We start from the raw sequence: 22,585 nt of genomic DNA on the forward strand, positions 1-22,585 counted from the left end.
AATAACTCGAGCAGCCACCATGTCTTTCAACAACATCGCAGACATCATCGAAGACTACCGCCAAGGCAAAATGGTGCTCCTGGTGGACGACGAGGATCGGGAGAACGAAGGCGACCTGTTGCTGCCCGCGGTGTGCTGCACCGCCGAGACTATCAGCTTCATGGCCCGGGAAGCGCGTGGCCTGATTTGCCTGACCCTCACCGACGAACACTGCCAGCGCCTCGGCCTGCAGCAGATGGTGCCGAGCAATGGCAGCGTGTTCAGCACCGCGTTTACCGTGTCCATCGAAGCCGCCACCGGCGTGACTACCGGCATCTCCGCCGCCGACCGGGCGCGCACGGTGGCCGCGGCCGTGAATGCCGATGCGGGGCCGGCCGACATCGTGCAACCGGGGCATATTTTCCCGTTGCGCGCCAAGGATGGTGGCGTGTTGACGCGCGCCGGGCACACCGAAGCCGGTTGCGACCTGGCGCGCCTGGCCGGGCACACACCAGCCTCGGTGATCGTCGAAGTGATGAACGATGACGGCACCATGGCACGTCGCCCTGACCTTGAGGTGTTCGCGCACAAGCATGGGATCAAGATCGGCACCATCGCCGATCTGATCCACTACCGCCTCAGTACCGAGCGCACCGTAGTGCGCATCGGCGAGCGCGACCTGCCCACAGTGCACGGCACGTTCCGCCTGATCACCTTTGAGGACCGCATTGATGGCGGCGTGCACATGGCGATGGTCATGGGGCAGTTACACCGCGACACGCCCGCCCTGGTGCGCGTGCACGTGATCGACCCGCTGCGCGACCTGGTGGGCGCCGAGTATAGCGGCCCCCCCAACTGGACCTTATGGGCCGCCCTGCAACGCGTCGCCGCAGAAGGCAGCGGCGTGGTGGTGGTGCTGGCCAATCATGAATCCTCCCAGGCCCTGCTCGAACGCGTCCCGCAGTTGACCCAGACGCCGCGCCAGTTCATCCGTTCGCAGTCGCGGATCTATTCGGAAGTCGGCACCGGCGCGCAGATATTGCAGGACCTTGGCGTCTGCAAGCTGCGCCACCTTGGCCCTCCGCTGAAATACGCCGGGCTGACAGGCTACGACCTGGAGGTGGTGGAGAGCATTCCGTTCACCGAATGACGGATAACCGGTAAGGCAAAGTGCTTGCACAAAGCTTGGAATACCATAATATGATATTCCATCGACCGAGTACTTTTGCCAAGTGCGCATGCCAGGGATAGCGCCAGTAACAAGCCTTGGTACGGTCGACTTTTGAGGCTTCGCAATAGAGGCTTCGAGAGACCTACTGCTCCCGATAGGCGGGCATTACCAGGCCCGCTCAATAACAAAACAAATGAGGGCGTGAAAATGGTGTTGAACAAACGTGCAACCGCGATGCTGTTCGCGGGTTTGCTGGCCACGGCCACTCACGCGGCCCTGGCGGCCGAAAGCGTCAATTTCGTGAGCTGGGGCGGTAGCACCCAGGATGCGCAAAAGCAGGCGTGGGCCGATCCTTTCAGCAAGGCCAGCGGGATCACTGTGGTGCAGGACGGTCCCACCGACTATGGCAAGCTCAAGGCCATGGTCGAGAGCGGCAACGTGCAGTGGGACGTGGTAGACGTGGAGGCTGACTTCGCCTTGCGCGCCGCCGCTGAAGGGCTGCTCGAACCCCTGGATTTTTCGGTGATCCAGCGCGACAAGATCGACCCGCGGTTTGTCTCCGACCATGGCGTCGGCTCGTTTTTCTTCTCCTTCGTACTCGGCTACAACGAGGGCAAGCTCGGCGCTGGCAAGCCACAGGACTGGGCCGCGCTGTTCGACACCAAAACCTACCCCGGCAAACGTGCCCTCTACAAATGGCCAAGCCCTGGCGTGCTCGAACTGGCGCTGCTGGCTGACGGCGTTCCAGCCGACAAGCTCTACCCCCTGGACCTGGACCGCGCCTTCAAGAAACTCGACACCATCAAGAAAGACATCGTCTGGTGGGGCGGCGGCGCACAGTCCCAGCAACTGCTGGCCTCGGGCGAAGTCAGCATGGGTCAGTTCTGGAACGGCCGCATTCATGCCCTGCAGGAAGATGGCGCACCCGTAGGCGTAAGCTGGAAACAGAATCTGGTGATGGCGGACATCCTGGTCGTGCCTAAAGGCAGCAAAAACAAAGGCGCGGCGATGAAGTTCCTGGCCAGTGCCAGCAGCGCCAAGGGCCAGGCCGACTTCTCTAACCTGACCGCTTATGCACCGGTGAACATCGACAGTGTGCAGCGCCTGGACTCAGTGCTGGCGCCCAACCTGCCGACGGCGTATGCCAAGGACCAGATCACCCTCGATTTCGCCTACTGGGCCAAGAACGGTCCGGCCATTGCGACACGGTGGAATGAATGGCTAGTCAAATGAAAATGACGGCAACCACGCCGACCGGGAGCGCCCTCGGCGTTGCTGGCGCAGTTTCCTGCAAACCAGGTGCGCCATCCCTGGCGCAGCGCTGGCGGGGGTCGAGCAACCTGATCCCGGCGCTGCTGTTCCTCGGCCTGTTCTTCCTCGCGCCGCTGATCGGCCTGTTGCTGCGCGGCGTGCTGGAGCCCGTACCGGGCCTTGGCAACTATGAGCAACTGTTCGCTAACTCGGCATACGCCCGGGTACTGCTCAATACCTTTTCGGTGGCCGGCCTGGTGACCCTGTTCAGCCTGTTGCTGGGCTTCCCGCTGGCCTGGGTGATTACCCTGGTACCACGCGGCTGGGGGCGCTGGATCCTGAACATCGTGCTGCTGTCGATGTGGACCAGCCTGCTCGCCCGCACCTATTCATGGCTGGTATTGCTGCAAGCCTCCGGGGTGATCAACAAGGCACTGATGGCGATGGGCATCATCGACCAGCCGCTGGAGATGGTGCACAACCTGACCGGTGTGGTGATCGGTATGAGCTACATCATGATCCCGTTCATTGTGCTGCCATTGCAGGCAACCATGCAGGCCATCGACCCGATGATCCTGCAGGCCGGCTCCATCTGCGGTGCCAGCCCTTGGACCAACTTCTTCCGGGTGTTCCTGCCGCTGTGCCGACCGGGGTTGTTTTCCGGCGGCTTGATGGTGTTTGTGATGTCCCTCGGTTACTACGTCACCCCGGCGCTGCTCGGCGGCGCGCAGAACATGATGCTGCCTGAGTTCATCATCCAGCAGGTGCAGTCGTTCCTCAACTGGGGCCTGGCGAGTGCCGGCGCCGCATTGCTGATCTTTATCACGCTGGTGCTGTTCTACTTCTACCTGAAGCTTCAGCCGGAATCCCCGGTTGGCGCCAGCAACGCGAGGTAAGCCGTCATGCTCCTGACTTCCAATGCCATGAGCCGCAGGATGCGCCTGGGCCTCTACACCACCACCGGCATGATTGGCCTGTTCTTGCTGTTGCCGATCGTGTTCATCGTGTTGCTGTCGTTCGGCTCGTCCCAATGGCTGGTGTTCCCGCCACCGGGCTGGACGCTGAAATGGTACGGCCAGTTCTTCTCCAATGCCGACTGGATGAACGCGGCGGTAGCGAGCCTCAAGGTTGCGGTACTGACCACCGTGTTCGCCGTGGCGCTGGGCCTGCCCACCGCATTTGCCCTGGTGCGTGGGCGATTTCCTGGCCGCGAGTTGCTCTACGGCCTGTTCACCCTGCCGATGATCGTGCCGTTGGTGATCATCGCGGTGGCGGTGTACGCACTGTTCCTCAAGCTCGGCTATACCGGCACGATGTTCGCCTTTGTAGTGAGCCATGTGATTGTCGCGCTGCCGTTCACCATTATCTCGATCATCAACTCGCTGAAGCTGTTCGACCAATCGATTGAAGATGCGGCGGTGATCTGCGGCGCATCGCGCCTGCAGGCCGTATTCAAGGTGACATTCCCGGCGATTCGCCCGGGAATGGTGGCCGGCGCGTTGTTCGCCTTTCTCGTCTCATGGGACGAAGTGGTGCTCAGCGTGATGATGGCCAGCCCGACCCTGCAAACCCTTCCCGTAAAAATGTGGACCACCCTGCGCCAGGACCTGACGCCTGTGATTGCCGTCGCCTCGACGTTGCTGATCGGCCTCTCGGTGCTCGTCATGGTCATCGCCGCCGCCCTTCGCCGGCGCACAGAAACCCGCGCTTGAGCGCCCAGGAGCAAGACATGAGTGCAGTGATCCAAGATACCGCGCAAAACCATGGCCAACCCCTGGTCAGCTTGCGCAACCTGAACAAGTACTACGGTGAATTTGCCGCCGTGGATAACATCTCGCTGGACATCAAGGACGGCGAATTCCTGACCTTCCTCGGCTCCAGCGGCTCTGGCAAAAGCACCACCCTGTCGATGCTCGCAGGCTTTGAAACGCCAAGCAGCGGCGAGATCCTGGTGAGCGGCCAATCCCTGGTCAATGTGCCGCCGCACAAACGCGACATCGGCATGGTGTTCCAACGTTACTCGCTGTTCCCGCATTTGTCGGTGCGCGACAACATCGCCTTCCCCCTGGCGATTCGCAAACTGGCCAGCGCCGAGCGCGAGAAGCGCGTCGACGCCATGCTCAAGCTGGTGCAGCTTGAGCAATTTGCCCATCGCCGCCCTTCGCAACTCTCCGGCGGCCAGCAGCAACGCGTCGCCATCGCGCGGGCGCTGGTGTACGAGCCGCGCATCCTGCTGATGGACGAACCCCTCGGCGCCCTCGACAAAAAACTGCGTGAAGACCTGCAGGACGAACTGCGCCAATTACATCGGCGCCTGGGCATCACCATCGTCTACGTAACCCACGACCAGGAAGAAGCCATGCGCCTGTCCCAGCGCATCGCGATTTTCAGCCACGGCAAGATTGTCGGCCTGGGCAGTGGCTACGACCTGTACCAGAACCCGCCAAATGCGTTTGTAGCCTCGTTCCTCGGTAACTCCAACTTCCTCAAGCTCAAGGCGCAGGGGAATGCGGTGGCATCGTTTGAAGGCCAATCGCTGTCGATCCGCCTGACCAGCGGCTTGCAAACCGAGCAGGAGGTGCTGTTGATGGTACGCCCGGAAAAAGCCTTGGCGCTGAGTGTCGAGCAAGCTACCGAGCAGGCATTGGCGGCGGGTTGGAATGAGGTGTCAGCGATTGTAGGCGAGGTGCTGTTCCTCGGCGAAAGCCAGACCTGCACCGTGAAAACCCTTGGCGGCACCTCGATGACAGTCAAGGCGTTGTCTGCTGCGGGCATGCCACTCAAGGCCGGCGACCCGGTGCGCGTGCGCTGGGCCACGGCGGATGCTTGCGTCTATACCGCATGGGCTGAAAGCGATCTGAACAAGGCCGCCGGCGCCCATTGAGTCACCCTTGGGCCGCCACAACGTCGGGTTGTGGCGGCCTTTTTTTGCCTGCTAACATTGGACCTGGCCGGATGTCATTGATCATCAAGCCAGCTTGCTACAAGGATACGGCTGCATCGGCAGGCCTTAACTGCAGATAAAAAAATGCCCGGCATTGGCCGGGCATTTCAGTTCATTCGATGATCAGTCGGTATAGCCCAACTTTACCGTCCTCATCTTCCGGCTATGCTCGCGCGTCGCCAGGCAGTAATACAGCGGACACGTCACCACCAACCCCACCAGCCACGACAGGTCTGCGCCCTCTACCAGATTGGCCCATGGCCCCACGTACAGCGACGTATTGGCAAACGGCAGTTGCACGATGATGCCGATGAAATACGCCACGATCGCATGCAGGTTAAAGCGTCCGTAAACCCCGCCGTCCGCCTGAAAGATCGACGCAATGTCATAGGCGCCACGCTTGATGATGTAGAAATCGATCAGGTTGATCGACGCCCACGGCACCAGCACCAATAGCAGCGCAAGGATCAGGCCGATAAATTGCGAGATGAAGTCCGCCGACGCGCCCAATGCCACCACGCAGCATCCGGCCAGCACCACGCTGGACAGCACCACACGCACTTTGATGCCGGGTGTCCACTGGCTGGCGAAGGTCTGGATCGAGGTGATGATCGACAGCACCGCACCATACAGATTCAGGGCGTTGTGGCTGATGATATTGAGCAGAAACAGCACCATCAGGATCGACCCCAGCCAGCCGGTGGCTTGCTTGACCGCGACCATCGCCTCAGTGCCTTCGGGTGTCGCCAGGGCGGCGACCAAGCCAAAGGAGAACGACAAAATGGTGCCGAGAGTGGCCCCCAGGTAGGTGGCGACAAAGGGTCGGGTGATGCCGATATCAGCCGGCAGGTAGCGCGAATAATCGCTGGTATAGGGGGAGAAGCTGATCTGCCAGATCACTCCCAACGACACCGTCGCCAGCCAGCCGGCCGGATTGAAGCCGCCACGGGTGAGGAAGTCTGCCGGCAGGTCGTGGGAAAAAATGTAGAGGAAACCCGCCAGCAATGCGCTGCCCATCACCCAGGTGCCGATGCGGTTCAGGGTATGGATAAAGCGATAGCCGATCACGCCAATGGCCGTGGCGCTGAGCGCGCCGATCAGGATGCTGGCCGGCACCGGTACCGACGGCACGATGCCGACGATGGACTTGCCCGCCAGCACAATGTTGGAGATGAAAAAGCCAATGTAGATCAGGGCCGCGAAGAAAACGATCAGCAGCGCTCCGTAGCGCCCGAACTGACCCCGGCTCTGCACCATCTGTGGGATGCCCATGCGCGGGCCCTGGGCCGACGCGAGGGCAATGACAATACCGCCGAGCATGTGCCCGAGGGCAATCGCCAGCAGCCCCCACACCAGGTTGAGATGGAACACCTGAGTCACCATAGCGCCGGTGACGATGGGCAGCGGTGCAATGTTGGTGCTGAACCATAGGGTGAACAGGTCGCGGGCCTTTCCATGGCGCTCCGCGAGGGGGACGTAATCGACCGTGTGATTCTCGATCAGGGGATCTTGCCGGGACATCTGGGGCATGGAAATGAACTCGCGTTTGTCTGATCTTATAGTTGTTTGACGCCAAACCGGGGGAGCTCTCTGGCCACCCCCATACGAACACCATATTATGGTATTCCAACATTTTCACAAGACTGATCCGTAGTCCTGGCACGCATCTGATCCGCTATTGTGCCACACGGCCCCTCTTCATTCAGCGGGCTAACCCCCGTATTCATTGGCTATAAGACCAAAGGTCAACGTTCATCGGCCGCCTGAAAAAGCCCTTGATTAGATTGTATTACGGTATACCATCAGACCTACAAATCTATAAAATCCGCTTCACCCTACGAGGACCGTCCCATGATCGATGCCGCCATCTACAAACAAGTGATGGGTTCGTTTCCGTCCGGAGTCACCGTGATCACCACGCTCGATGATGACGGGCAGATAGTCGGACTTACCGCCAGTGCGTTCAGCTCGTTGTCCATGGAGCCGGCCCTGGTGCTGTTCTGCCCCAACTACAGTTCCGACTCCTATCCGGTGCTGATCAAGAACCAGCGCTTTGCCATTCATGTGCTGTCCGGTGGGCAGCAAAGCGAAGCCTATGCTTTTGCGCGCAAGGGCAAAGACAAGGCGCAGGGCATCGAATGGACGTTGAGTGAACTGGGCAACCCGATCCTCGCCAATGCCACGGCGGTGATCGAGTGCGAATTGTGGCGTGAGTATGAAGGCGGTGACCATGCAATCATGGTCGGTGCGGTGAAGAACCTGATCGTGCCCCGGCAGAACGCCGGGCCACTGGTGTATTGCCACGGCAAGATGGGCGCCCTGCCCGCCATTGCCTGATCGTTACCGTTGCAGGCGCCCGGCAGCCCGGGCGCCCACCGGTCAGGTGCGGAAGCGGCTGACCAACTGATTCAACGTCTGAGACAACGTCGTCAATTGCTGCGCATCCTGGCGCGTGGAATCAGCCAGGCTCGCCACCAACTGTGCATCCCCGTGAATCTGGCTGATGTGCCGATTGATGTCTTCAGCCACCTGGTGCTGCTCTTCGGCAGCCGTTGCGATTTGCGTATTCATGTCGCGGATCACGTCCACCGACTCGCGAATCAACCCAAAACTGGCCCGTGCGTCGTTGATCGACACCACCGTTTCCTGGGACACCTCCATGCTGGCATGCATTTGTTTACCCATCTGATGGGTACGCCGGGCGAGGTTGCCCAGCAGCCCGTCGATCTCGCCGGTGGAGTCCGAAGTACGCTTGGCCAGGGCCCGCACTTCGTCTGCCACCACGGCAAAACCACGCCCCTGTTCACCGGCTCGGGCGGCTTCGATGGCAGCGTTCAGCGCCAGCAGGTTGGTCTGTTCGGCGATGGAGCGGATGGTGCCGAGTATCGACTGGATGTCGTTGCTGTCTTTTTCCAGTTGCTCCATGGACTGGGCGGAGTGGCCGATTTCCTCACTCAGGCGCCCTACGCTGCTCACTGCTGCGTCGATCTGCTGCTGGCCGGTGTGCGCCTGGCGCTGTCCGTTGTCGGCAGAGTCGGCGGCCTGGCTGCAGGAGCGCGCGACTTCATTGGAGGTGGCGACCATCTCATGAAACGCGGTGGACACCATGTCCACGGCCTCCCGTTGGCGTGAGGCGACCTCAGCCATTTCCACCGAGACCTCCATGGCACTCCCCGAACTGCTGTGGATCTGCCCGGCCGCCTGGCCGATGCGCTGGATCAGCGTGCGGATCGCTTCGAGGAACTGGTTGAACCAGCCGGCCAGTTGTGCCGTCTCGTCTCGCCCTTTTACCGGCAGGCGCGCCGTCAGGTCTCCTTCGCCCTGGGCGATGCCTTCCAGGCCGCTGGCCACACCACGAATCGGCTTGACGATCAGCCCGGCAAACCAGGCGCCCACCACTGCAAACAACACGGCACACACCAGGGCGATCGCCGCGATCAGCCAGGTCAGGCGCGCCGCGCCGGCCATCACTTCACTTTCCCGCACCACTCCGACAAACCGCCAGCCCAATGCCCTGGACGGCCAGACAAACGCCATGTAGCGCTCGCCTGCCAACTCGACCTGCACCAGGCCCTGCCCAGCCTCGCTCAACTGCCGGTAACCCTCGCCCAACTCACTAAGTTTCTTGAAGTTGTGAGACGGGTCATTCGGGTCCACCAACACGGTGTTATTGGCTTCCATCAACATCAGGTAGCCGCTGTCACCCAGCTTGATCTGTTTGACCAGGTCGGTCAGTTGCTTGAGGGAAACATCGATGTTCACCACCCCGCTCGCGTTGCCCTGGCGGTCATTGAAGCTTCGCACCGTACTGACCAGCACCACGTCATCGGCGGCCCAGTAATACGCCTCGGTGCGCAGGGTCTTGCCCGGTTGCGCCATGGCCGTCTTGTACCAGGGCCGGGTGCGCGGGTCGTAGCTCGCCAGCTTCGGGTCACCCGGCCAGAATACATAGCCGCCATCTTCAGTACCCAGTGACAGGTAGGTGTAGGCCGAATGACTCTTGGCCAGGCCCTCGAACAGCTTGAACAACTGCTGATCGCGCTCGCCGAGTGCGACTTGGGCGGCGTCGCTGGCCAGATAGCGTTTCACATCGCCGTTGATACTTTGCAACTGCGGATGCGCCGCCAGGTAGGCGACGTTCTGACTGATACCTTCAAAAAACAATTGCATGGCATTGTCGACCTGGCGAATCTCGCGTTCGCTGCCGTCGATAAAGCCGTCCCGTGCCTCATGGCGCACGTTGAGGATGATCATCACTGCCACCAGAATGACTGGAAGGCTGGCGATCACCGCAAAGGCCAGGATCAATTTTTGTTTTATGTTCATCTAGCTCGCCTTCCTTGTGAAGTGAATGTGCGACCGCTGGAGAGAAAAGTTTTGCAGATATTCCGTATTATGGTATACCAACAATCAATCCGCCGAATAGCCTTCATCACTGGCAAGCTTCACATTGGCGAGAGCACCTAAGGGCCCGCAGTCGACAGGCCGATCACAATAGATCCGAGGTAAGCGTCATGAAATTTTCCCTGTTCGTGCACATGGAACGCTGGGATGAAAGTGTCAGCCATCGCCAGTTGTTCGAAGACTTGACCGAACTGACCCTGATGGCGGAAGCCGGTGGTTTCAGCACCGTCTGGATTGGCGAACACCACGCCATGGAATACACCATCTCGCCCAGCCCGATGCCGCTGCTGGCTTACCTCGCGGCCAAAACCACCACCATTCACCTGGGCGCCGGTACCATCATCGCGCCGTTCTGGCACCCACTGCGGGTGGCAGGCGAATGCGCGCTGCTCGACGTGATCAGTAACGGACGCATGGAAGTCGGCCTGGCCCGTGGTGCCTACCAGGTGGAGTTCGACCGCATGGCCGGCGGCATGCCCGCCTCATCCGGCGGCCAGGCGCTGCGCGAGATGGTGCCGGTGGTACGTGCGTTGTGGAAAGGCGACTATGCCCATGACGGCGACATCTGGAAGTTCCCCACCTCCACCAGCGTGCCCAAGCCGATCCAGCAGCCCAACCCGCCGATGTGGATTGCCGCACGCGACCCGGACTCGCATAACTTTGCGGTAGCTAATGGCTGCAACGTGATGGTCACGCCGTTGATGAAGGGCGACGAAGAAGTCCTCGACCTGAAAAATAAATTCCAGGCTGCCCTGGACAACAACCCGGATGTGCCACGCCCACAACTGATGGTGTTGCGTCACACCCACGTGCACGCGGTAGACGACCCTGACGGCTGGAAAGTCGGGGCCAAGGCAATCGCCCGATTCTATCGCACCTTTGATGCCTGGTTCGGCAACAAGACCGTGCCGGTCAACGGCTTCCTTGACCCGAGCCCGGAAGAAAAATTCGCCGGGCGTCCGGAGTTTGAACTGGAAAGCCTGCACAAGACCGCAATGATTGGCACGCCTGAAGAAATCATCCCGCGCATCCAGTACTACCAGGAGCTGGGTGTGGACGAGTTCAGCTTCTGGTGTGATAACAGCTTGCCCCACGCGGAGAAGAAAAAATCCCTTGAGCTGTTTATCAAGCACGTGGTGCCGGCATTTCGCTGAGGGTAATGCCTGAACCGCACACAGCGCCGGCACTTGCCGGCGTTGTTGTTTCGGGTGGCGGGAATGCGGCATGTGCTTCGGGTCGAGGAGATGTATACGATGCCGGACCGGGGTGCTCCGCCCAAAAACCGCTGTGCCCACTGCCCGCATTCCATGTACTCAAAAATGTACTTAAAAAAGTGGCTGGAGACAGATTTCAGTAGTTTTGCGTAGAAACGAAAAAAGACGCCGAAGCGTCTATTCCTTAAATCCCAGGCAAAAAAAAGCCACTCTATTGAGTGGCTTTTTCTTTGTGTTTGGAGCGGGAAACGAGACTCGAACTCGCGACCCCGACCTTGGCAAGGTCGTGCTCTACCAACTGAGCTATTCCCGCGTCTTGGTGATGCGCATTCTATAGATTCCTCATCACCCGTCAACCCCTTGATTCAAAAAAGTTTTATTTCTTTTCAACCTCGGTGCGCAGATGCGGCCAGGCGGCGCGCAAATATTGCAGCATGGACCACAAGGTCAGGCCCGCAGCGATCAGCAGCAAGGCATAGCCCAGCAATACCCAGAAGGAGAAATCCGACGGGTTGGCCAGCAGGATCACCAGGGCAAGCATCTGCGCCGCGGTTTTCCATTTGCCCATGTTGGAAACGGCCACGTGAGCTCGGGCGCCGATTTCGGCCATCCACTCCCGCAGGGCGGAGACCACGATCTCGCGACCGATGATCACGGCCGCCGGCAACGTCAGCCACAGGTTGCCGTGTTCCTGCACCAGCAGCACCAGGGCGACCGCTACCATCAGTTTGTCGGCCACCGGGTCCAGGAACGCGCCAAACGGCGTGCTCTGCTCCAGGCGGCGGGCCAGGTAGCCGTCCAGCCAGTCGGTGGCAGCCGCGAAGGCGAAGACCGAACTGGATGCCATGTAACTCCATTCGTACGGCAGGTAAAACAGCAAAATGAAAATCGGAATGAGCAGGACGCGTAGTACGGTGATCAGATTAGGGATATTCATCGGCACAACTGGCTACGAGGTGAGAAGGCATTCTACTCGCTGTGCAGATTTGCATAAATCAACTCTGCGAGCTTTTTACTGATACCGGGAGCTTTGGCTATTTCTTCGATGCTGGCACGGGACAGCTCCTGCAAGCCACCAAAATGTTTTAACAAGTCCCGCCGCCGCGTTGGCCCGACCCCCGCCACCCCTTCCAGGGTTGAGGTACGCCGGGTCTTGCCACGTCGGGCGCGGTGGCCGGTGATGGCGAAACGGTGGGCTTCGTCGCGGATCTGCTGGATAAGATGCAGCGCCGGGGAGTCGCCCTTCAAAGTGAACTCATGGGCGGCATCATTCAAGTACAAGGTTTCAAAACCGGCCTTGCGGGTGGCCCCCTTGGCCACGCCGAGCAGGATCAGGTCGGGCACCGCCAGTTCATTGAGCACGTCGCGGGCCATGGACAGTTGGCCCTTGCCACCATCCACCAGCAGGATGTCCGGCAGCTTGCCCTCGCCGTCCTTCAGTTTGCTGAAGCGGCGGGTCAGGGCCTGGTGCATGGCGGCATAGTCATCGCCCGGAGTAACGCCTTCGATGTTGTAGCGCCGGTAGTCGGACTTGATCGGTCCTTCAGGCCCGAACACCACGCAGGAGGCCACGGTGGCTTCGCCGCTGGAATGGCTGATGTCGTAGCACTCGAGGCGCTGGGGCGGCTCGTCAAGGTTGAGGACTTCGGCCAAAGCGTCAAACCGTGCGGCGACGTGCTGGCGGTTGGCCAGACGTGCGCCCAGGGCCTGTTCGGCATTGGTCACGGCCAGTTGTTGCCAGCGGGCCCGGGTGCCGCGTACGCGGTGGCTGATGTCCAGCTCGCGGCCGCGCAATTCGTGAATCGCTTCGATCAGCGCCGGGAAGTCCTCATGCACCACGTTGACGATCAGCTCGCTCGGCAGGTCGCGCTCGGGGCTGCTGACGTAGTACTGGCCAAGGAACGCCGCCATGACTTCGGCGACCTCCTCTTCTATACCGGTCTGGGGGAAGAAGTTCTTGCTGCCCAGCACCCGGCCGCCGCGCACGCTGATCAGGTGCACACAAGCACCGCCCGGGTTGACGAAGGCGGCGATGACGTCGACGTCACCGGTGCCGCCCTCCATGCTCTGCTGGTCCTGCACGCGGCGCAGCAGGGAGATCTGGTCGCGCAGTTCGGCGGCGCGCTCGAAATCCAGGGTGCTGGCCGCTTGCTCCATGGCGCCGGACAGTTCATCGGCCAGGGCATTGCTGCGGCCTTCTAGGAACATTACCGAATGGCGCACGTCCTCAGCGTATTCCGCCGGCTCAACCAGGCCTACGCATGGCGCCTTGCAGCGTTTGATCTGGTACTGCAGGCACGGACGGTTGCGGTTCTTGTAGAAACTGTCTTCGCACTGGCGAACGAAAAATGCCTTTTGCAGCAGACTCAGGCTTTCGCGAATGGCGCCGGCGCTGGGGTAAGGCCCGAAGTACTTGCCCTTCTGCTTCTTGGCACCGCGATGGATGCTCAGGCGTGGGAAGTCGCCGTCCGAGAGAAACACGTACGGGTAGGACTTATCGTCACGCAGCAGGATGTTGTAGGGCGGCCGCCATTCCTTGATCAGCGTCTGCTCAAGGAGCAGCGCCTCGGTTTCATTGGCGGTGATGGTGGTTTCCACCTGGGCGATACGCGCCACCAGTGCCGCCGTCTTCGTTGCCAGGCCGGTCTTGCGGAAGTAACTCGCCAGGCGGCTCTTCAGGTTCTTGGCTTTACCAACGTAGAGCAGGCGCGCTTCGCTGTCGAACATGCGATACACGCCGGGACGGCCACTGCAGGTTGCAAGGAACGCACTCGGATCGAATTGGACCTTTATTTCAGGAGCTGTCATTTCAGGCGCTGGCGTCTACCATGCCGTGGCGTACCGCCAGCAGGGTCAATTCAACATCACTGCTGATGGAAAGCTTTTCGAAAATCCGATAACGGTAGGTGTTCACGGTTTTCGGCGACAGGCACAGCTTGTCGGAGATCGACTGGACTTTCTGACAGCCGACAATCATCAGGGCGATCTGGATTTCGCGCTCCGACAGCGCATCGAACGGCGAGTCGCTGGTGGGCTGGAACGACTTGATCGCCAGCTGCTGGGCAATCTGCGGGCTGATGTAGCGTTGGCCGGCAAATACCAGGCGAATGGCCTGGACCATTTCCGCCAATCCCGCGCCTTTTGTCAGATAGCCAGCCGCGCCCGCTTGTAGCAGCCGTGTAGGAAAAGGATCTTCCTCACACACGGTCACTACCACGACTTTGATATCCGGATGGCTGCGCAACAACTTTGTAGTGGCGCCAAGACCGCCGATCCCAGGCATCTTGACGTCCATCAAAACCACATCGGGCTTCAACTCCCGGGCCTTGATCAGGGATTCCTCCCCTGACTCGGCCTGGCCGACTACTTGCAGGCCATCGATGTCAGCCAGCATTCGTGTAATGCCTGTACGAACGAGATCATGGTCATCGACTACTAGCACCCTAATCAAGCAGACACCTCGCGATATGGTCTTATAGGTTGCTGAACACCTTAGCAAAAAACCACGGCGCAGACCTAGCTGCAAGCGTCATATATATAGAGTTTCAATGCACAACGGGCCGCCGCCGAGTGGCGGGCGGCTCAATTTCCTGCGTAAAAGGTCAGGAATCCGGGGCCGATGACCGGTTTTTTCCATTGGTGGAGAGTGAATGCTCGGCCAGGGTAGAGGTCAGGCGATGGATTGCATCCTGGTCTTCCTTGAACATCGCACGGTAGTTGCCCAGCACTTTTTCTTCGATTTGGCTCAGATTTTCCAGTTGGGTCGGCGTCGGCGTGCCGGTCAACACGTACAGGATATCGACACCTTTTTCTGCCACGCGGGACAAGTAATCGGCCTTGGGCGCACGGCCGCCATTTTCGTATTTCCCCTGTGCGTTAGCTTCTACACCTCCTATTTCACCAAAAGTTTTCTGCGACAGGCCAAGTCGCTCTCTTTCTTGCCTTAACCGGAAACCGATTCCACTCATTTGGATGTATGATCCTATTTGGCACACCCCAAGAGGTGACACACTCATCTCGTTTTACACAAACTTGAACGGTTTTGAACTATGCCCGGTATTCGCACTGCTGCACAAGCCAAGGCTTGGCTGGAACATCAAGGTAAGTCTGTTCAAGCGTTCGCCCGGGAACATGGCGTGGACCCGGCAACCACTTATCAAGTGCTCGCTGGGCGCAAAAAGGGACGGCGGGGAGAAGCCCACAAGGTCGCGGTCCTGTTAGGCATGAAGGACGGGATCATCCCGGTTGAGGACGAAACCGTAAGGCAAGATCAGGAAGTCATTTCTTGAAGTCAGTATGCGCTTATTAAAACCAAGTGCCTGTTTTCCCAAAATTGGCAGTACTCACACCTGATCACGGCCGGCAATTGCGCTCCATGCGCCAGAAGCAATCCTCCGCATCTACGATTTCCAGGCCCTTGCGTTGATACAGCCGTCGCGCCGGGTTGGTCTTGAAAACGGTCAACCGTAAAAGACCCAGCCCTTCCGCGCGCGCCTTGTACACCATCTGCTCGATAACCCAGCCGCCAGCCCCTTGATGACGAAACGCCTCAAGGATGTGCAATTCGCGGATATACAACGCTTTGGGGTCACGACTGATGCTGATGAAACCCAGCACCTCGTTATCGCGACAGATCAGCCAGTTTTCTCGTCCGGCCCAGGCGGTATCGAAACCGGCATCGGACCACGACAAGTCGTATTGGCGATAATAATTACCCATGGCCTGGTGGGTCAGGGTCCGGGCGAAGGCCAGGTGTTGGTTGGTCGCGGCCTGCAGTTGAAACGCCATGTGCCTGAACTCCCTAGATTGCCACCTGTTCTCCCTGCCACTGGCCGCCGGTGTCGCGTCGTGCAATCACCAGCGTATCGCCTACACCCGGGCTAGCCGCGATCAAACCACCGTCGGCGCCCCAGATTGCGCTGCGCCCGGCGCAGGCCCTGCCACCGGATGGACCGCCGTGGTTGGCCATCAGCACCAGCATCCGGTGCTCGGCGGCATAGCCCTGTAGCAAGGCGGTGTCCGGCGCGTAGCCGCCTTCGCTGATCAGCACACCCGCAGCGTAGATGTTCGCCCCGTCCTCGGCAGCCTGTCGAGGGTGGCTGGCGTGGGAAAAATCCGCGCATACCGCCAGGGCGATCCGGTCGTCCCCCCATTCAAGGGCCGCCCCGCCCTGCCCCGCAGCAAACGCCACGTCTTCACCGGAATGCAGATGCTGCTTGGTATAGACCGCCACCGAGCCATCCGGCCCCAGCACCAGCGCACCGATCAACACCTCACTGGCGCCCCCCAGGCGAATCGGCATGCCCACCACCGCGGTAATGCGCAATTCACGGGCCATCTCCCGCAGCGGCGCCACTACATCATCCCCTGGCGCGATCGCCAGCCCGGCGGCCAGTGACGGTTCATAGCCGGTCAGGGACAGTTCCGGAAACACCAGCAACTGCACGCCGTGCTCCGCCGCCACGCGCATGAAAGCCAAGTGACGCGCGATATTTCCGGGTACGTCGCCCGCAATGGAAATGGATTGGGCAGCAGCAATCGTCAAGGCCGTCATGGTCGCATCCAGGCAATCATCGTGAAGTCCGTGCAGCATATCGACACTTGGGTCATAGCCGTAAGTACCCAACCTCAATAGAAATTACTGATTGAATCCACCCGCTCGCCTCAGTTAAGCTCCCCCCATCATTTGGAGACACACCATGTTGCAACTCACCCACACTCAGGTTTGCCCTGCTGCCAGCGCCCAGCGCTCGGTCGTGGCTGCCCGTGTGAGCGGTTTGAGCGCACTGGTCAGCTTTTATTTTGGGTATTGGTTTAGCCACTGGCGCGCCTGATACCTGAAATCGGCGCCCACTACTCAAGGGGTCGCCTACCAGAGAAATCTAACCCCCGGTCGGCTCCCCGACCGGGGGTTTTGTTTTTTCAGCCCTTATTATTTTTGCCACACACCGAACACTTAAAGGACTCACGCCATGAACTACGCCACCTATTACCGCTACGACACCTCCACCGCCTGGCGATTTAGCAAGCTCCGTTCGGGACAGCCTGCCGCCTCCGATCGGTCACCTATTGGTGGCAAGCCAACACACGTAGCCAATACGGCCAATTGTCGAACACCCCAGTAGGGCAGAGCGTGCGGGAACAGCCCGCCGCTTGCCCAGGAAGCCCGAATATGAACGCCTCGATCGCCGCTCTGCCTGTTTCCACCCTGTCCTGCGCCAATGAAGCGCTGACCCAGCGTTTGCCCAGTGCCCTTGAGCTCAAGCACCAACTGCCCCTGAGCCCATTCCTCAATGAACAGATCCACGCCCATCGCCAAGCCGTGCGCGCCATCCTCAAGGGTGAAGACTCACGCCTGCTGGTGATTGTCGGCCCGTGCTCGATCCACGACCCGGAATCGGCCATGGAATACGCGCGCAACCTGAAAAAACTGGCCCATGAAGTCAGTGACCAGATGCTGCTGGTGATCCGCGCCTACGTCGAAAAACCCCGCACCACCATCGGCTGGAAAGGCCTGGCCTACGACCCGCGCCTGGATGGCAGCGACGACATGGCCGCCGGCCTGACCCTGTCCCGGGAACTGATGCGGGAAATGCTGCGCCTGGGCCTGCCGGTGGCCACCGAGCTACTGCAACCGATGGCTGCCGGCTACTTCGATGACCTGCTGAGCTGGGTCGCCATTGGCGCGCGCACCACCGAATCGCAGATTCATCGCGAAATGGCCAGCGGCCTCGGCATGCCCGTCGGCTTCAAGAACGGCACCGACGGCGGCGTGGCCATCGCGTGTGACGCCATGCGCTCCGCCGCTCACCCGCACCGTCACTTCGGTGTCGACAGCCAGGGCCATCCGGCGATCATCCAGACCCCGGGCAACCCCGACACTCACCTCGTGTTGCGCGGCGGCCATCGTGGGCCGAACTACGATCGCCAGAGCGTGGCCCAGGTTCACGCCGACCTTGCCAAGAGCAAAGTCGCGCCGCGGATCATGGTCGACTGCAGCCACGCCAACAGCGGCAAAGACCCGCTGCGCCAACCGGCGGTGTTCAACGACGTGCTGGAACAGCGCCTGCAGGGCGACACCTCGCTGATCGGCATGATGATCGAAAGCCACCTGTTTGAAGGCTGCCAGCCGTTGAGCCCGTCGATGAAATACGGCGTGTCGATCACCGATGGCTGCCTGGGCTGGGACGGCACGGAACAGCTGCTGCGCAGCGCTGCCGAGCGGTTGCGGGTACACAATCGCGCCTGACAATGAAGATCAAATGTGGGAGCGGGCTTGCTCGCGAATGCGGTGGTTCAGCCAGCACATGCATCAACTGGCGCACCGCTTTCGCGAGCAAGCCCGCTCCCACACTGGATCTTCATTCACTTGACTAAAGTGGATAAAGAGCCTCATCAAACTGCGCCAACTTCGGAAACACCAACGGCTGGTCATCCGCCAGCCCTTCCAATCGCTGCTGGTAACTGTGCAGGAAAGTCTGCCGGGCCTCGGCGCTGATATACGGCACATGCCACGCCACAAACGGCTCCAGCACCTCAAACCCGACATACGCCAGCGTGCCACGCAGGATCGGCCGCAGCATGTCCTCCAACGGCCCGTGAATCGCACCCTCGCCAAACATATGCTCGCGCCCGCCGAGGGTCACCGTGACCAGCGCTTTCTTGCCGGCGAGCCCGCCCTGATCATAGAACCGCTTGCCGCCGTAGCACACGCCCGACACCAGAACCCGGTCAATCCAGCCCTTGAGCATCGCGGGCGCCGAGAACCAGAAGATCGGGAAATTGAGGATCAGCAGATCGGCCCACAGCAGCTTGTCCAACTCCTGCTGGATATCCGCCGCGATGGATTGGCTTTTCACCCCCAGGCGCTGCTCCAGGGCATACACCAGGTAGTCGGGGTTCTCCCGCGAGGTGAAGTCCGAGGCGCTGGCTACGGGATTCCAGTTCATCGCGTACAAATCACTGACCTGCACCTCATGCCCCTGCGCTTGCAGGGTAGCCGTGGCCTGGTCACGCAAGGCCGCGGTAAACGACTGCGGCTCGGGATGGGCGTGGACAATCAACACCTTCATAAAAACTCCTCAAGAAGTAAGCGCGGCCCGTTTGGCCAGCAAATGGTCGAGCCAGTCGGGGTCCATTTCCGGCTCCGATGAAAACAGCAGGCCGGTGTAGTCCTGATACGGCGGGGTGAAGATCGCGCTGCGGCTGCCCTGGTCCACCACCCTGCCCCGCTGCATCACCACCACTTCGTCGGCGATGGCGCGCACCGTGGCCACGTCATGGGTGATAAACAGGTAGGCCACGCCCAACTGCTGCTGAATGCGGTTGAGCAGTTTCAGCACGCCCTCGGCCACTAACTGATCCAGGGCCGAGGTCACTTCGTCGCAGATGATCAATTGTGGGTCGGCCGCCAGGGCGCGAGCGATGCAGATACGTTGCTTCTGGCCGCCGGACAGCTCACGGGGCTGACGCTCCATGAAGGTGGCCGGGTCCAGCTCGATCATCTCCAGCAACTCGGCGACTCGGGCGCGCATGGCCTTGCCCTTGAGGCCGAGGTAGAAGGTCAGTGGCCGGCCAATGATGTCGACGATGCGCTGGCGCGGGTTCAGCGCGGTATCGGGGATCTGGTAGATCATCTGGATCCGTCGCAACTGCTCCTTGCTGCGCCGACGAAAGTCCGCCGGCAACGCTTCACCGTCATACAGCACCTGCCCCGCCGTAGCCGGCAGCAACCCGGTAATCAGGCGTGCGGTGGAGCTTTTGCCGCTGCCGGACTCACCGATCACCGCCAACGTCTGGCCGCGATGCAAGCTCATCGACACGTCATGCAGCACCGGCTGATGCCCGTAGCTGGCGCACACCTGACGCACTTCCAGCAACGGCATCTGCTGCTGGGGACAGGCCTTGGGTTCGGTGCGAAAGCTGCGCACCGCCCACAGGGATTTGGTGTAGTCCTGCTGCGGGGCGCTGAGCATGGTGCGGGTCTCGGCCTCCTCCACCAGCTTGCCGTGGCGCAGCACCATGATGCGGTCGGCCATCTGCGCGACCACCGCCAGGTCATGGCTGATATACAGCGCGGCACTGCCGAAGGTTTTCACCGCATCGCGAATCGCCGCCAGCACTTCGATCTGGGTGGTGACGTCGAGGGCGGTGGTGGGTTCGTCGAAGATGATCAGGTCCGGGTGACAGGCCATCGCCATGGCGGTCATCACCCGTTGCAGTTGCCCGCCGGAGACCTGATGCGGATAACGCTGGCCGATGGTTTCCGGATTGGGCAGGCGCAGCACGCGGTACAACTCCACCGCCTCGCGTTCAGCCTGGGCGCGGCTGATGCCACCGTTGATCACGGCGGTTTCCACATGCTGGTCAATCAGCCGGTGGGCCGGGTTGAACGACGCGGCAGCGGATTGCGCTACGTAGGCAATCCGCAGTCCTCGAAGCTTGCGCAAGGCTTCGGGTTTGGCCTGCAACAGTTGAATGCCGTCAAAGCACACCGAGCCACCGGTGATGCGACAACCGTCGCGGGCAAAGCCCATGGCCGCCAGGCCCAGGGTTGATTTACCCGCGCCAGACTCACCAATCAGCCCCAGTACCTCACCCCGTTGCAACGTCAGGTCGATACCCTTGATCAACGGATGCCAGGCGTCTTCGTAATGCCCTTCAATCTGCAGGTTGCGGATTTCCAGCAATGGCTTGTCCATCCTCAACACTCCTTCAGGCCGCTGGATTTATGCAGCATCCAGTCGACGACAAAATTCACGCTGACGGTGATCAACGCCACCGCCAGGGCCGGCAGCAACGGGCTGATGTCACCGAAGGTGATCAGCACCGCGTTGTCGCGGACCATGCTGCCCCAATCGGCGGTGGGCGGTTGAATGCCCAGGCCAAGGAACGACAGCGCGCTGATAAACAGGAACACGAAACAGAACCGCAGGCCGAACTCGGCAATCAATGGCGCGGCGGCATTGGGCAGCACTTCGCGGGTGACCAGCCACCACAGCCCTTCCCCACGTAAGCGCGCGGCTTCGACGAAGTCCTGCACCACCACGGTCATCGCCACGGCCCGGGACAGGCGAAACACCCGGGTCGAATCCAGCATTGCAATCACCAGCACCAGCGAGGTGGCATTGGTGCCCACCACGCTGAGGATCAGCAAGGCGAAGATCAGTTGCGGGATCGCCATCAGGATATCCACCACCCGCGACAATCCCTGGTCGACCCAGCCGCCCTTGATCGCGGCTATCAAGCCGCTCAAACCGCCCAGCAAAAACGCCAGCACCGTGGTCAAAAAAGCGATGCCCAAGGTGTTGCGCGCGCCATACACCAGGCGGCTGAACATGTCCCGCCCGAGGTTATCGGTGCCCAGCAGGAATTGGCCGCTCCAGGGCGCAAACCCGTCGCCTACCACCTGGGTTTCGCCATAGGGCGCGAGCAGCGGTGCAAACAACGCCACCAGCACGTACAGCACGATGACCAGCAGGCCGAACTTCGCGCTCAATGGCGCCCGGGCCAGTTGTGTGAGAAGGCTCATGGTCTACCCCTTGGGATGCATCAGGCGTGGGTTGGTGGCGCTGGACAGCACATCGGCGCCGGTATTGAGCAGGATGTAGGTGGCGGCAAAGATCAGGCTGCACGCCTGCACCACCGGGATATCGCGCTTGGACACCGAGTCCACCAGCAACTGGCCGAGGCCCGGGTAGACAAACACCACCTCCACCACCACTACGCCCACCACCAGGTACGCGAGGTTGAGCGCGATCACGTTGACGATGGGCGCCAGGGCATTGGGCAGTGCGTGGCGCCAGATAATCCGCGACTGGCTGATGCCCTTGAGCCGGGCCATTTCGATATACGGGCTGGCCAGCAGGTTGATCAGCGAGGCGCGGGTCATGCGCATCATCTGCGCGATCACCACCAGGCTCAGGGTGGCCACCGGCAACACCGAACGTTCGAGAATGGTGGCGAATGAGGCATCCGGCGCCAGGTTGGACAGGCTGGGAAACCAGCCCAGCTTGACCGAAAACACCAGGATCAGCAGGTAGGCGACGAAGAACTCCGGGAACGACACCGCACTCAGGGCCGAGGTGTTGAGCAGGCGGTCGAACCAGCTGTTGCGGTACAGCGCGGCGAGCATCCCCAGCACCAGCGCCAGGGGCACCGAGACCAACGCCGCCAGTGCCGCCAGGCGCAAGGTGTTGCCCAGGCGTGCGCCGATCAGTTCAGCGATGGGCCGCTGGTTGGCCAGGGAAGCGCCGAGGTCGCCGTGCAGGAGGCGCAGCAGCCATTGCACGAACCGGCTCAGGGGCGGCAGGTCCAGGCCCAGTTGGGCGCGAAAGGCGGCGATGGTTTCCGGCGTGGCGGACTGGCCGAGCATGGCCTGGGCGATATCACCGGGGAGCATGCCGACCGCCAGGAAGATGATCACCGAGACGGCGAACAACGACAGCAGGCCAAGGGCGAGACGTTGGAGTACCAGTTTGAATAGGCTATTCATGTTCGGTTCTCATGAGTTGGGCATGTTCTCGAAGGCGACACAGGACCAATGTGGGAGCGGGCTTGCTCGCGAAAGCGGTGTGTCAGCCAATACAGATAGAGACTGATCCACCGCATTCGCGAGCAAGC

At 60.8% G+C, this 22,585-nt stretch carries 21 protein-coding genes, 1 tRNA gene and 1 pseudogene; 9 read left to right on the forward strand and 14 right to left on the reverse strand.

Features of this window, described 5'->3' with window-relative positions; genetic code table 11:
• Positions 1–19 precede the first annotated feature (19 nt).
• The 5 genes from ribBA to HX786_RS18875 all read left to right on the forward strand — a co-directional run bounded on the left by ribBA (position 20) and on the right by HX786_RS18875 (position 5,285).
• Positions 20–1,129 carry a bifunctional 3,4-dihydroxy-2-butanone-4-phosphate synthase/GTP cyclohydrolase II gene (gene ribBA / locus HX786_RS18855; protein ID WP_178912461.1) on the forward strand — a complete coding sequence of 370 codons (1,110 nt, stop codon included), beginning with the start codon at positions 20–22 and terminating at the stop codon, positions 1,127–1,129.
• A gap of 228 nt (positions 1,130–1,357) precedes the next feature.
• The gene (locus tag HX786_RS18860) at positions 1,358–2,383 is read left to right on the forward strand and encodes an ABC transporter substrate-binding protein (protein WP_087694314.1); all 1,026 of its coding nucleotides are present in this window, start codon (positions 1,358–1,360) and stop codon (positions 2,381–2,383) included.
• Positions 2,380–3,297: an ABC transporter permease gene (locus HX786_RS18865; RefSeq protein ID WP_168197505.1), complete on the forward strand. Its 918-nt coding sequence runs from the start codon at positions 2,380–2,382 to the stop codon at positions 3,295–3,297. The genes HX786_RS18860 and HX786_RS18865 overlap by 4 nt, the downstream gene beginning before the upstream one ends.
• Before the next feature lie 6 nt (positions 3,298–3,303).
• Entirely contained in the window at positions 3,304–4,113 is an 810-nt protein-coding gene (locus tag HX786_RS18870) for an ABC transporter permease (protein ID WP_087694306.1), read from the forward strand.
• 17 nt (positions 4,114–4,130) lie between these two features.
• On the forward strand, positions 4,131–5,285 hold the full coding sequence (locus HX786_RS18875; RefSeq protein WP_087694307.1) for an ABC transporter ATP-binding protein: 1,155 nt from the start codon (positions 4,131–4,133) through the stop codon (positions 5,283–5,285).
• A gap of 183 nt (positions 5,286–5,468) precedes the next feature.
• On the opposite strand, the gene HX786_RS18880 is transcribed toward HX786_RS18875, so the two are convergent.
• Positions 5,469–6,875, reverse strand: a complete 1,407-nt coding sequence (locus HX786_RS18880) for a cytosine permease (RefSeq protein ID WP_087694308.1) — start codon at positions 6,873–6,875, stop codon at positions 5,469–5,471.
• Between the two features lie 321 nt (positions 6,876–7,196).
• Between HX786_RS18880 and HX786_RS18885 the strand changes: the two genes are divergently transcribed.
• The gene (locus tag HX786_RS18885; RefSeq protein WP_087694309.1) at positions 7,197–7,682 is read left to right on the forward strand and encodes a flavin reductase family protein; all 486 of its coding nucleotides are present in this window, start codon (positions 7,197–7,199) and stop codon (positions 7,680–7,682) included.
• 42 nt (positions 7,683–7,724) lie between these two features.
• On the opposite strand, the gene HX786_RS32335 is transcribed toward HX786_RS18885, so the two are convergent.
• On the reverse strand, positions 7,725–8,510 hold the full coding sequence (locus HX786_RS32335) for a methyl-accepting chemotaxis protein (protein ID WP_372847089.1): 786 nt from the start codon (positions 8,508–8,510) through the stop codon (positions 7,725–7,727).
• Between the two features lie 72 nt (positions 8,511–8,582).
• Positions 8,583–9,671, reverse strand: a pseudogene (locus HX786_RS32340) (cache domain-containing protein); the annotation flags it as partial.
• Positions 9,672–9,859: 188 nt separating this feature from the next.
• Between HX786_RS32340 and HX786_RS18895 the strand changes: the two are divergent.
• Entirely contained in the window at positions 9,860–10,903 is a 1,044-nt protein-coding gene (locus tag HX786_RS18895) for an LLM class flavin-dependent oxidoreductase (RefSeq protein WP_102368697.1), read from the forward strand.
• A 297-nt stretch (positions 10,904–11,200) separates the two neighbouring features.
• Here the strand turns inward: HX786_RS18895 and HX786_RS18900 are convergent.
• The 5 genes from HX786_RS18900 to HX786_RS18920 all read right to left on the reverse strand — a co-directional run bounded on the left by HX786_RS18900 (position 11,201) and on the right by HX786_RS18920 (position 14,931).
• Positions 11,201–11,276, reverse strand: a tRNA-Gly gene (locus tag HX786_RS18900).
• Between the two features lie 63 nt (positions 11,277–11,339).
• Positions 11,340–11,900, reverse strand: coding sequence for a CDP-diacylglycerol--glycerol-3-phosphate 3-phosphatidyltransferase (gene pgsA, locus HX786_RS18905; protein WP_003208929.1), 561 nt, complete (start codon positions 11,898–11,900; stop codon positions 11,340–11,342).
• A gap of 32 nt (positions 11,901–11,932) precedes the next feature.
• On the reverse strand, positions 11,933–13,771 hold the full coding sequence (gene uvrC / locus HX786_RS18910; RefSeq protein WP_032899474.1) for an excinuclease ABC subunit UvrC: 1,839 nt from the start codon (positions 13,769–13,771) through the stop codon (positions 11,933–11,935).
• 1 nt (position 13,772) lies between these two features.
• On the reverse strand, positions 13,773–14,414 hold the full coding sequence (gene uvrY, locus HX786_RS18915; protein WP_008436066.1) for a UvrY/SirA/GacA family response regulator transcription factor: 642 nt from the start codon (positions 14,412–14,414) through the stop codon (positions 13,773–13,775).
• 151 nt (positions 14,415–14,565) lie between these two features.
• Positions 14,566–14,931, reverse strand: a complete 366-nt coding sequence (locus HX786_RS18920) for a helix-turn-helix domain-containing protein (RefSeq protein ID WP_023658724.1) — start codon at positions 14,929–14,931, stop codon at positions 14,566–14,568.
• Between the two features lie 81 nt (positions 14,932–15,012).
• Here HX786_RS18920 and HX786_RS18925 point away from each other — a divergent pair, with 81 nt between their 5' ends.
• Positions 15,013–15,252 carry a DNA-binding protein gene (locus tag HX786_RS18925; protein ID WP_003208935.1) on the forward strand — a complete coding sequence of 80 codons (240 nt, stop codon included), beginning with the start codon at positions 15,013–15,015 and terminating at the stop codon, positions 15,250–15,252.
• Between the two features lie 64 nt (positions 15,253–15,316).
• Here the strand turns inward: HX786_RS18925 and HX786_RS18930 are convergent, their stop codons facing one another.
• Both HX786_RS18930 and HX786_RS18935 read right to left on the reverse strand, forming a co-directional pair.
• Entirely contained in the window at positions 15,317–15,751 is a 435-nt protein-coding gene (locus HX786_RS18930) for a GNAT family N-acetyltransferase (RefSeq protein ID WP_178912463.1), read from the reverse strand.
• Positions 15,752–15,764: 13 nt separating this feature from the next.
• Entirely contained in the window at positions 15,765–16,517 is a 753-nt protein-coding gene (locus tag HX786_RS18935) for a carbon-nitrogen hydrolase family protein (RefSeq protein WP_178912468.1), read from the reverse strand.
• Positions 16,518–17,135: 618 nt separating this feature from the next.
• On the opposite strand from HX786_RS18935, the gene HX786_RS18940 reads away from it, so the two are divergent.
• Positions 17,136–18,212 carry a 3-deoxy-7-phosphoheptulonate synthase gene (locus tag HX786_RS18940; protein ID WP_003208943.1) on the forward strand — a complete coding sequence of 359 codons (1,077 nt, stop codon included), beginning with the start codon at positions 17,136–17,138 and terminating at the stop codon, positions 18,210–18,212.
• 124 nt (positions 18,213–18,336) lie between these two features.
• Here HX786_RS18940 and HX786_RS18945 read toward each other — a convergent pair whose 3' ends face one another.
• Genes HX786_RS18945 through HX786_RS18960 form a run of 4 tightly spaced genes read right to left on the reverse strand, consistent with a single transcriptional unit; the run spans position 18,337 to position 22,457 of the window.
• Complete coding sequence (locus tag HX786_RS18945) at positions 18,337–19,035, reverse strand: NAD(P)H-dependent oxidoreductase (protein ID WP_177020177.1); 699 nt, start codon at positions 19,033–19,035, stop codon at positions 18,337–18,339.
• Positions 19,036–19,044: 9 nt separating this feature from the next.
• Entirely contained in the window at positions 19,045–20,664 is a 1,620-nt protein-coding gene (locus HX786_RS18950; protein ID WP_177022042.1) for an ABC transporter ATP-binding protein, read from the reverse strand.
• 2 nt (positions 20,665–20,666) lie between these two features.
• Positions 20,667–21,494, reverse strand: coding sequence for an ABC transporter permease (locus HX786_RS18955; protein ID WP_178912464.1), 828 nt, complete (start codon positions 21,492–21,494; stop codon positions 20,667–20,669).
• Positions 21,495–21,497: 3 nt separating this feature from the next.
• On the reverse strand, positions 21,498–22,457 hold the full coding sequence (locus tag HX786_RS18960; RefSeq protein ID WP_178912465.1) for an ABC transporter permease: 960 nt from the start codon (positions 22,455–22,457) through the stop codon (positions 21,498–21,500).
• Positions 22,458–22,585 lie beyond the last annotated feature (128 nt).

The sequence above is a fragment of the Pseudomonas sp. 21615526 genome, from assembly GCF_013386245.1.
Lineage (GTDB): Bacteria > Pseudomonadota > Gammaproteobacteria > Pseudomonadales > Pseudomonadaceae > Aquipseudomonas.

Coding starts and splice junctions, on each gene's coding strand:
- ribBA (WP_178912461.1), top strand. CDS start 20: ATGTCTTTCAACAACATCGCAGACATCATCGAAGACTACCGCCAAGGC.
- HX786_RS18860 (WP_087694314.1), top strand. CDS start 1,358: ATGGTGTTGAACAAACGTGCAACCGCGATGCTGTTCGCGGGTTTGCTG.
- HX786_RS18865 (WP_168197505.1), top strand. CDS start 2,380: ATGAAAATGACGGCAACCACGCCGACCGGGAGCGCCCTCGGCGTTGCT.
- HX786_RS18870 (WP_087694306.1), top strand. CDS start 3,304: ATGCTCCTGACTTCCAATGCCATGAGCCGCAGGATGCGCCTGGGCCTC.
- HX786_RS18875 (WP_087694307.1), top strand. CDS start 4,131: ATGAGTGCAGTGATCCAAGATACCGCGCAAAACCATGGCCAACCCCTG.
- HX786_RS18880 (WP_087694308.1), bottom strand. CDS start 6,875: ATGCCCCAGATGTCCCGGCAAGATCCCCTGATCGAGAATCACACGGTC.
- HX786_RS18885 (WP_087694309.1), top strand. CDS start 7,197: ATGATCGATGCCGCCATCTACAAACAAGTGATGGGTTCGTTTCCGTCC.
- HX786_RS32335 (WP_372847089.1), bottom strand. CDS start 8,510: ATGGAGGTCTCGGTGGAAATGGCTGAGGTCGCCTCACGCCAACGGGAG.
- HX786_RS18895 (WP_102368697.1), top strand. CDS start 9,860: ATGAAATTTTCCCTGTTCGTGCACATGGAACGCTGGGATGAAAGTGTC.
- pgsA (WP_003208929.1), bottom strand. CDS start 11,900: ATGAATATCCCTAATCTGATCACCGTACTACGCGTCCTGCTCATTCCG.
- uvrC (WP_032899474.1), bottom strand. CDS start 13,771: ATGACAGCTCCTGAAATAAAGGTCCAATTCGATCCGAGTGCGTTCCTT.
- HX786_RS18920 (WP_023658724.1), bottom strand. CDS start 14,931: ATGAGTGGAATCGGTTTCCGGTTAAGGCAAGAAAGAGAGCGACTTGGC.
- HX786_RS18925 (WP_003208935.1), top strand. CDS start 15,013: ATGCCCGGTATTCGCACTGCTGCACAAGCCAAGGCTTGGCTGGAACAT.
- HX786_RS18930 (WP_178912463.1), bottom strand. CDS start 15,751: ATGGCGTTTCAACTGCAGGCCGCGACCAACCAACACCTGGCCTTCGCC.
- HX786_RS18935 (WP_178912468.1), bottom strand. CDS start 16,517: ATGACGGCCTTGACGATTGCTGCTGCCCAATCCATTTCCATTGCGGGC.
- HX786_RS18940 (WP_003208943.1), top strand. CDS start 17,136: ATGAACGCCTCGATCGCCGCTCTGCCTGTTTCCACCCTGTCCTGCGCC.
- HX786_RS18945 (WP_177020177.1), bottom strand. CDS start 19,035: ATGAAGGTGTTGATTGTCCACGCCCATCCCGAGCCGCAGTCGTTTACC.
- HX786_RS18950 (WP_177022042.1), bottom strand. CDS start 20,664: ATGGACAAGCCATTGCTGGAAATCCGCAACCTGCAGATTGAAGGGCAT.
- HX786_RS18955 (WP_178912464.1), bottom strand. CDS start 21,494: ATGAGCCTTCTCACACAACTGGCCCGGGCGCCATTGAGCGCGAAGTTC.
- HX786_RS18960 (WP_178912465.1), bottom strand. CDS start 22,457: ATGAATAGCCTATTCAAACTGGTACTCCAACGTCTCGCCCTTGGCCTG.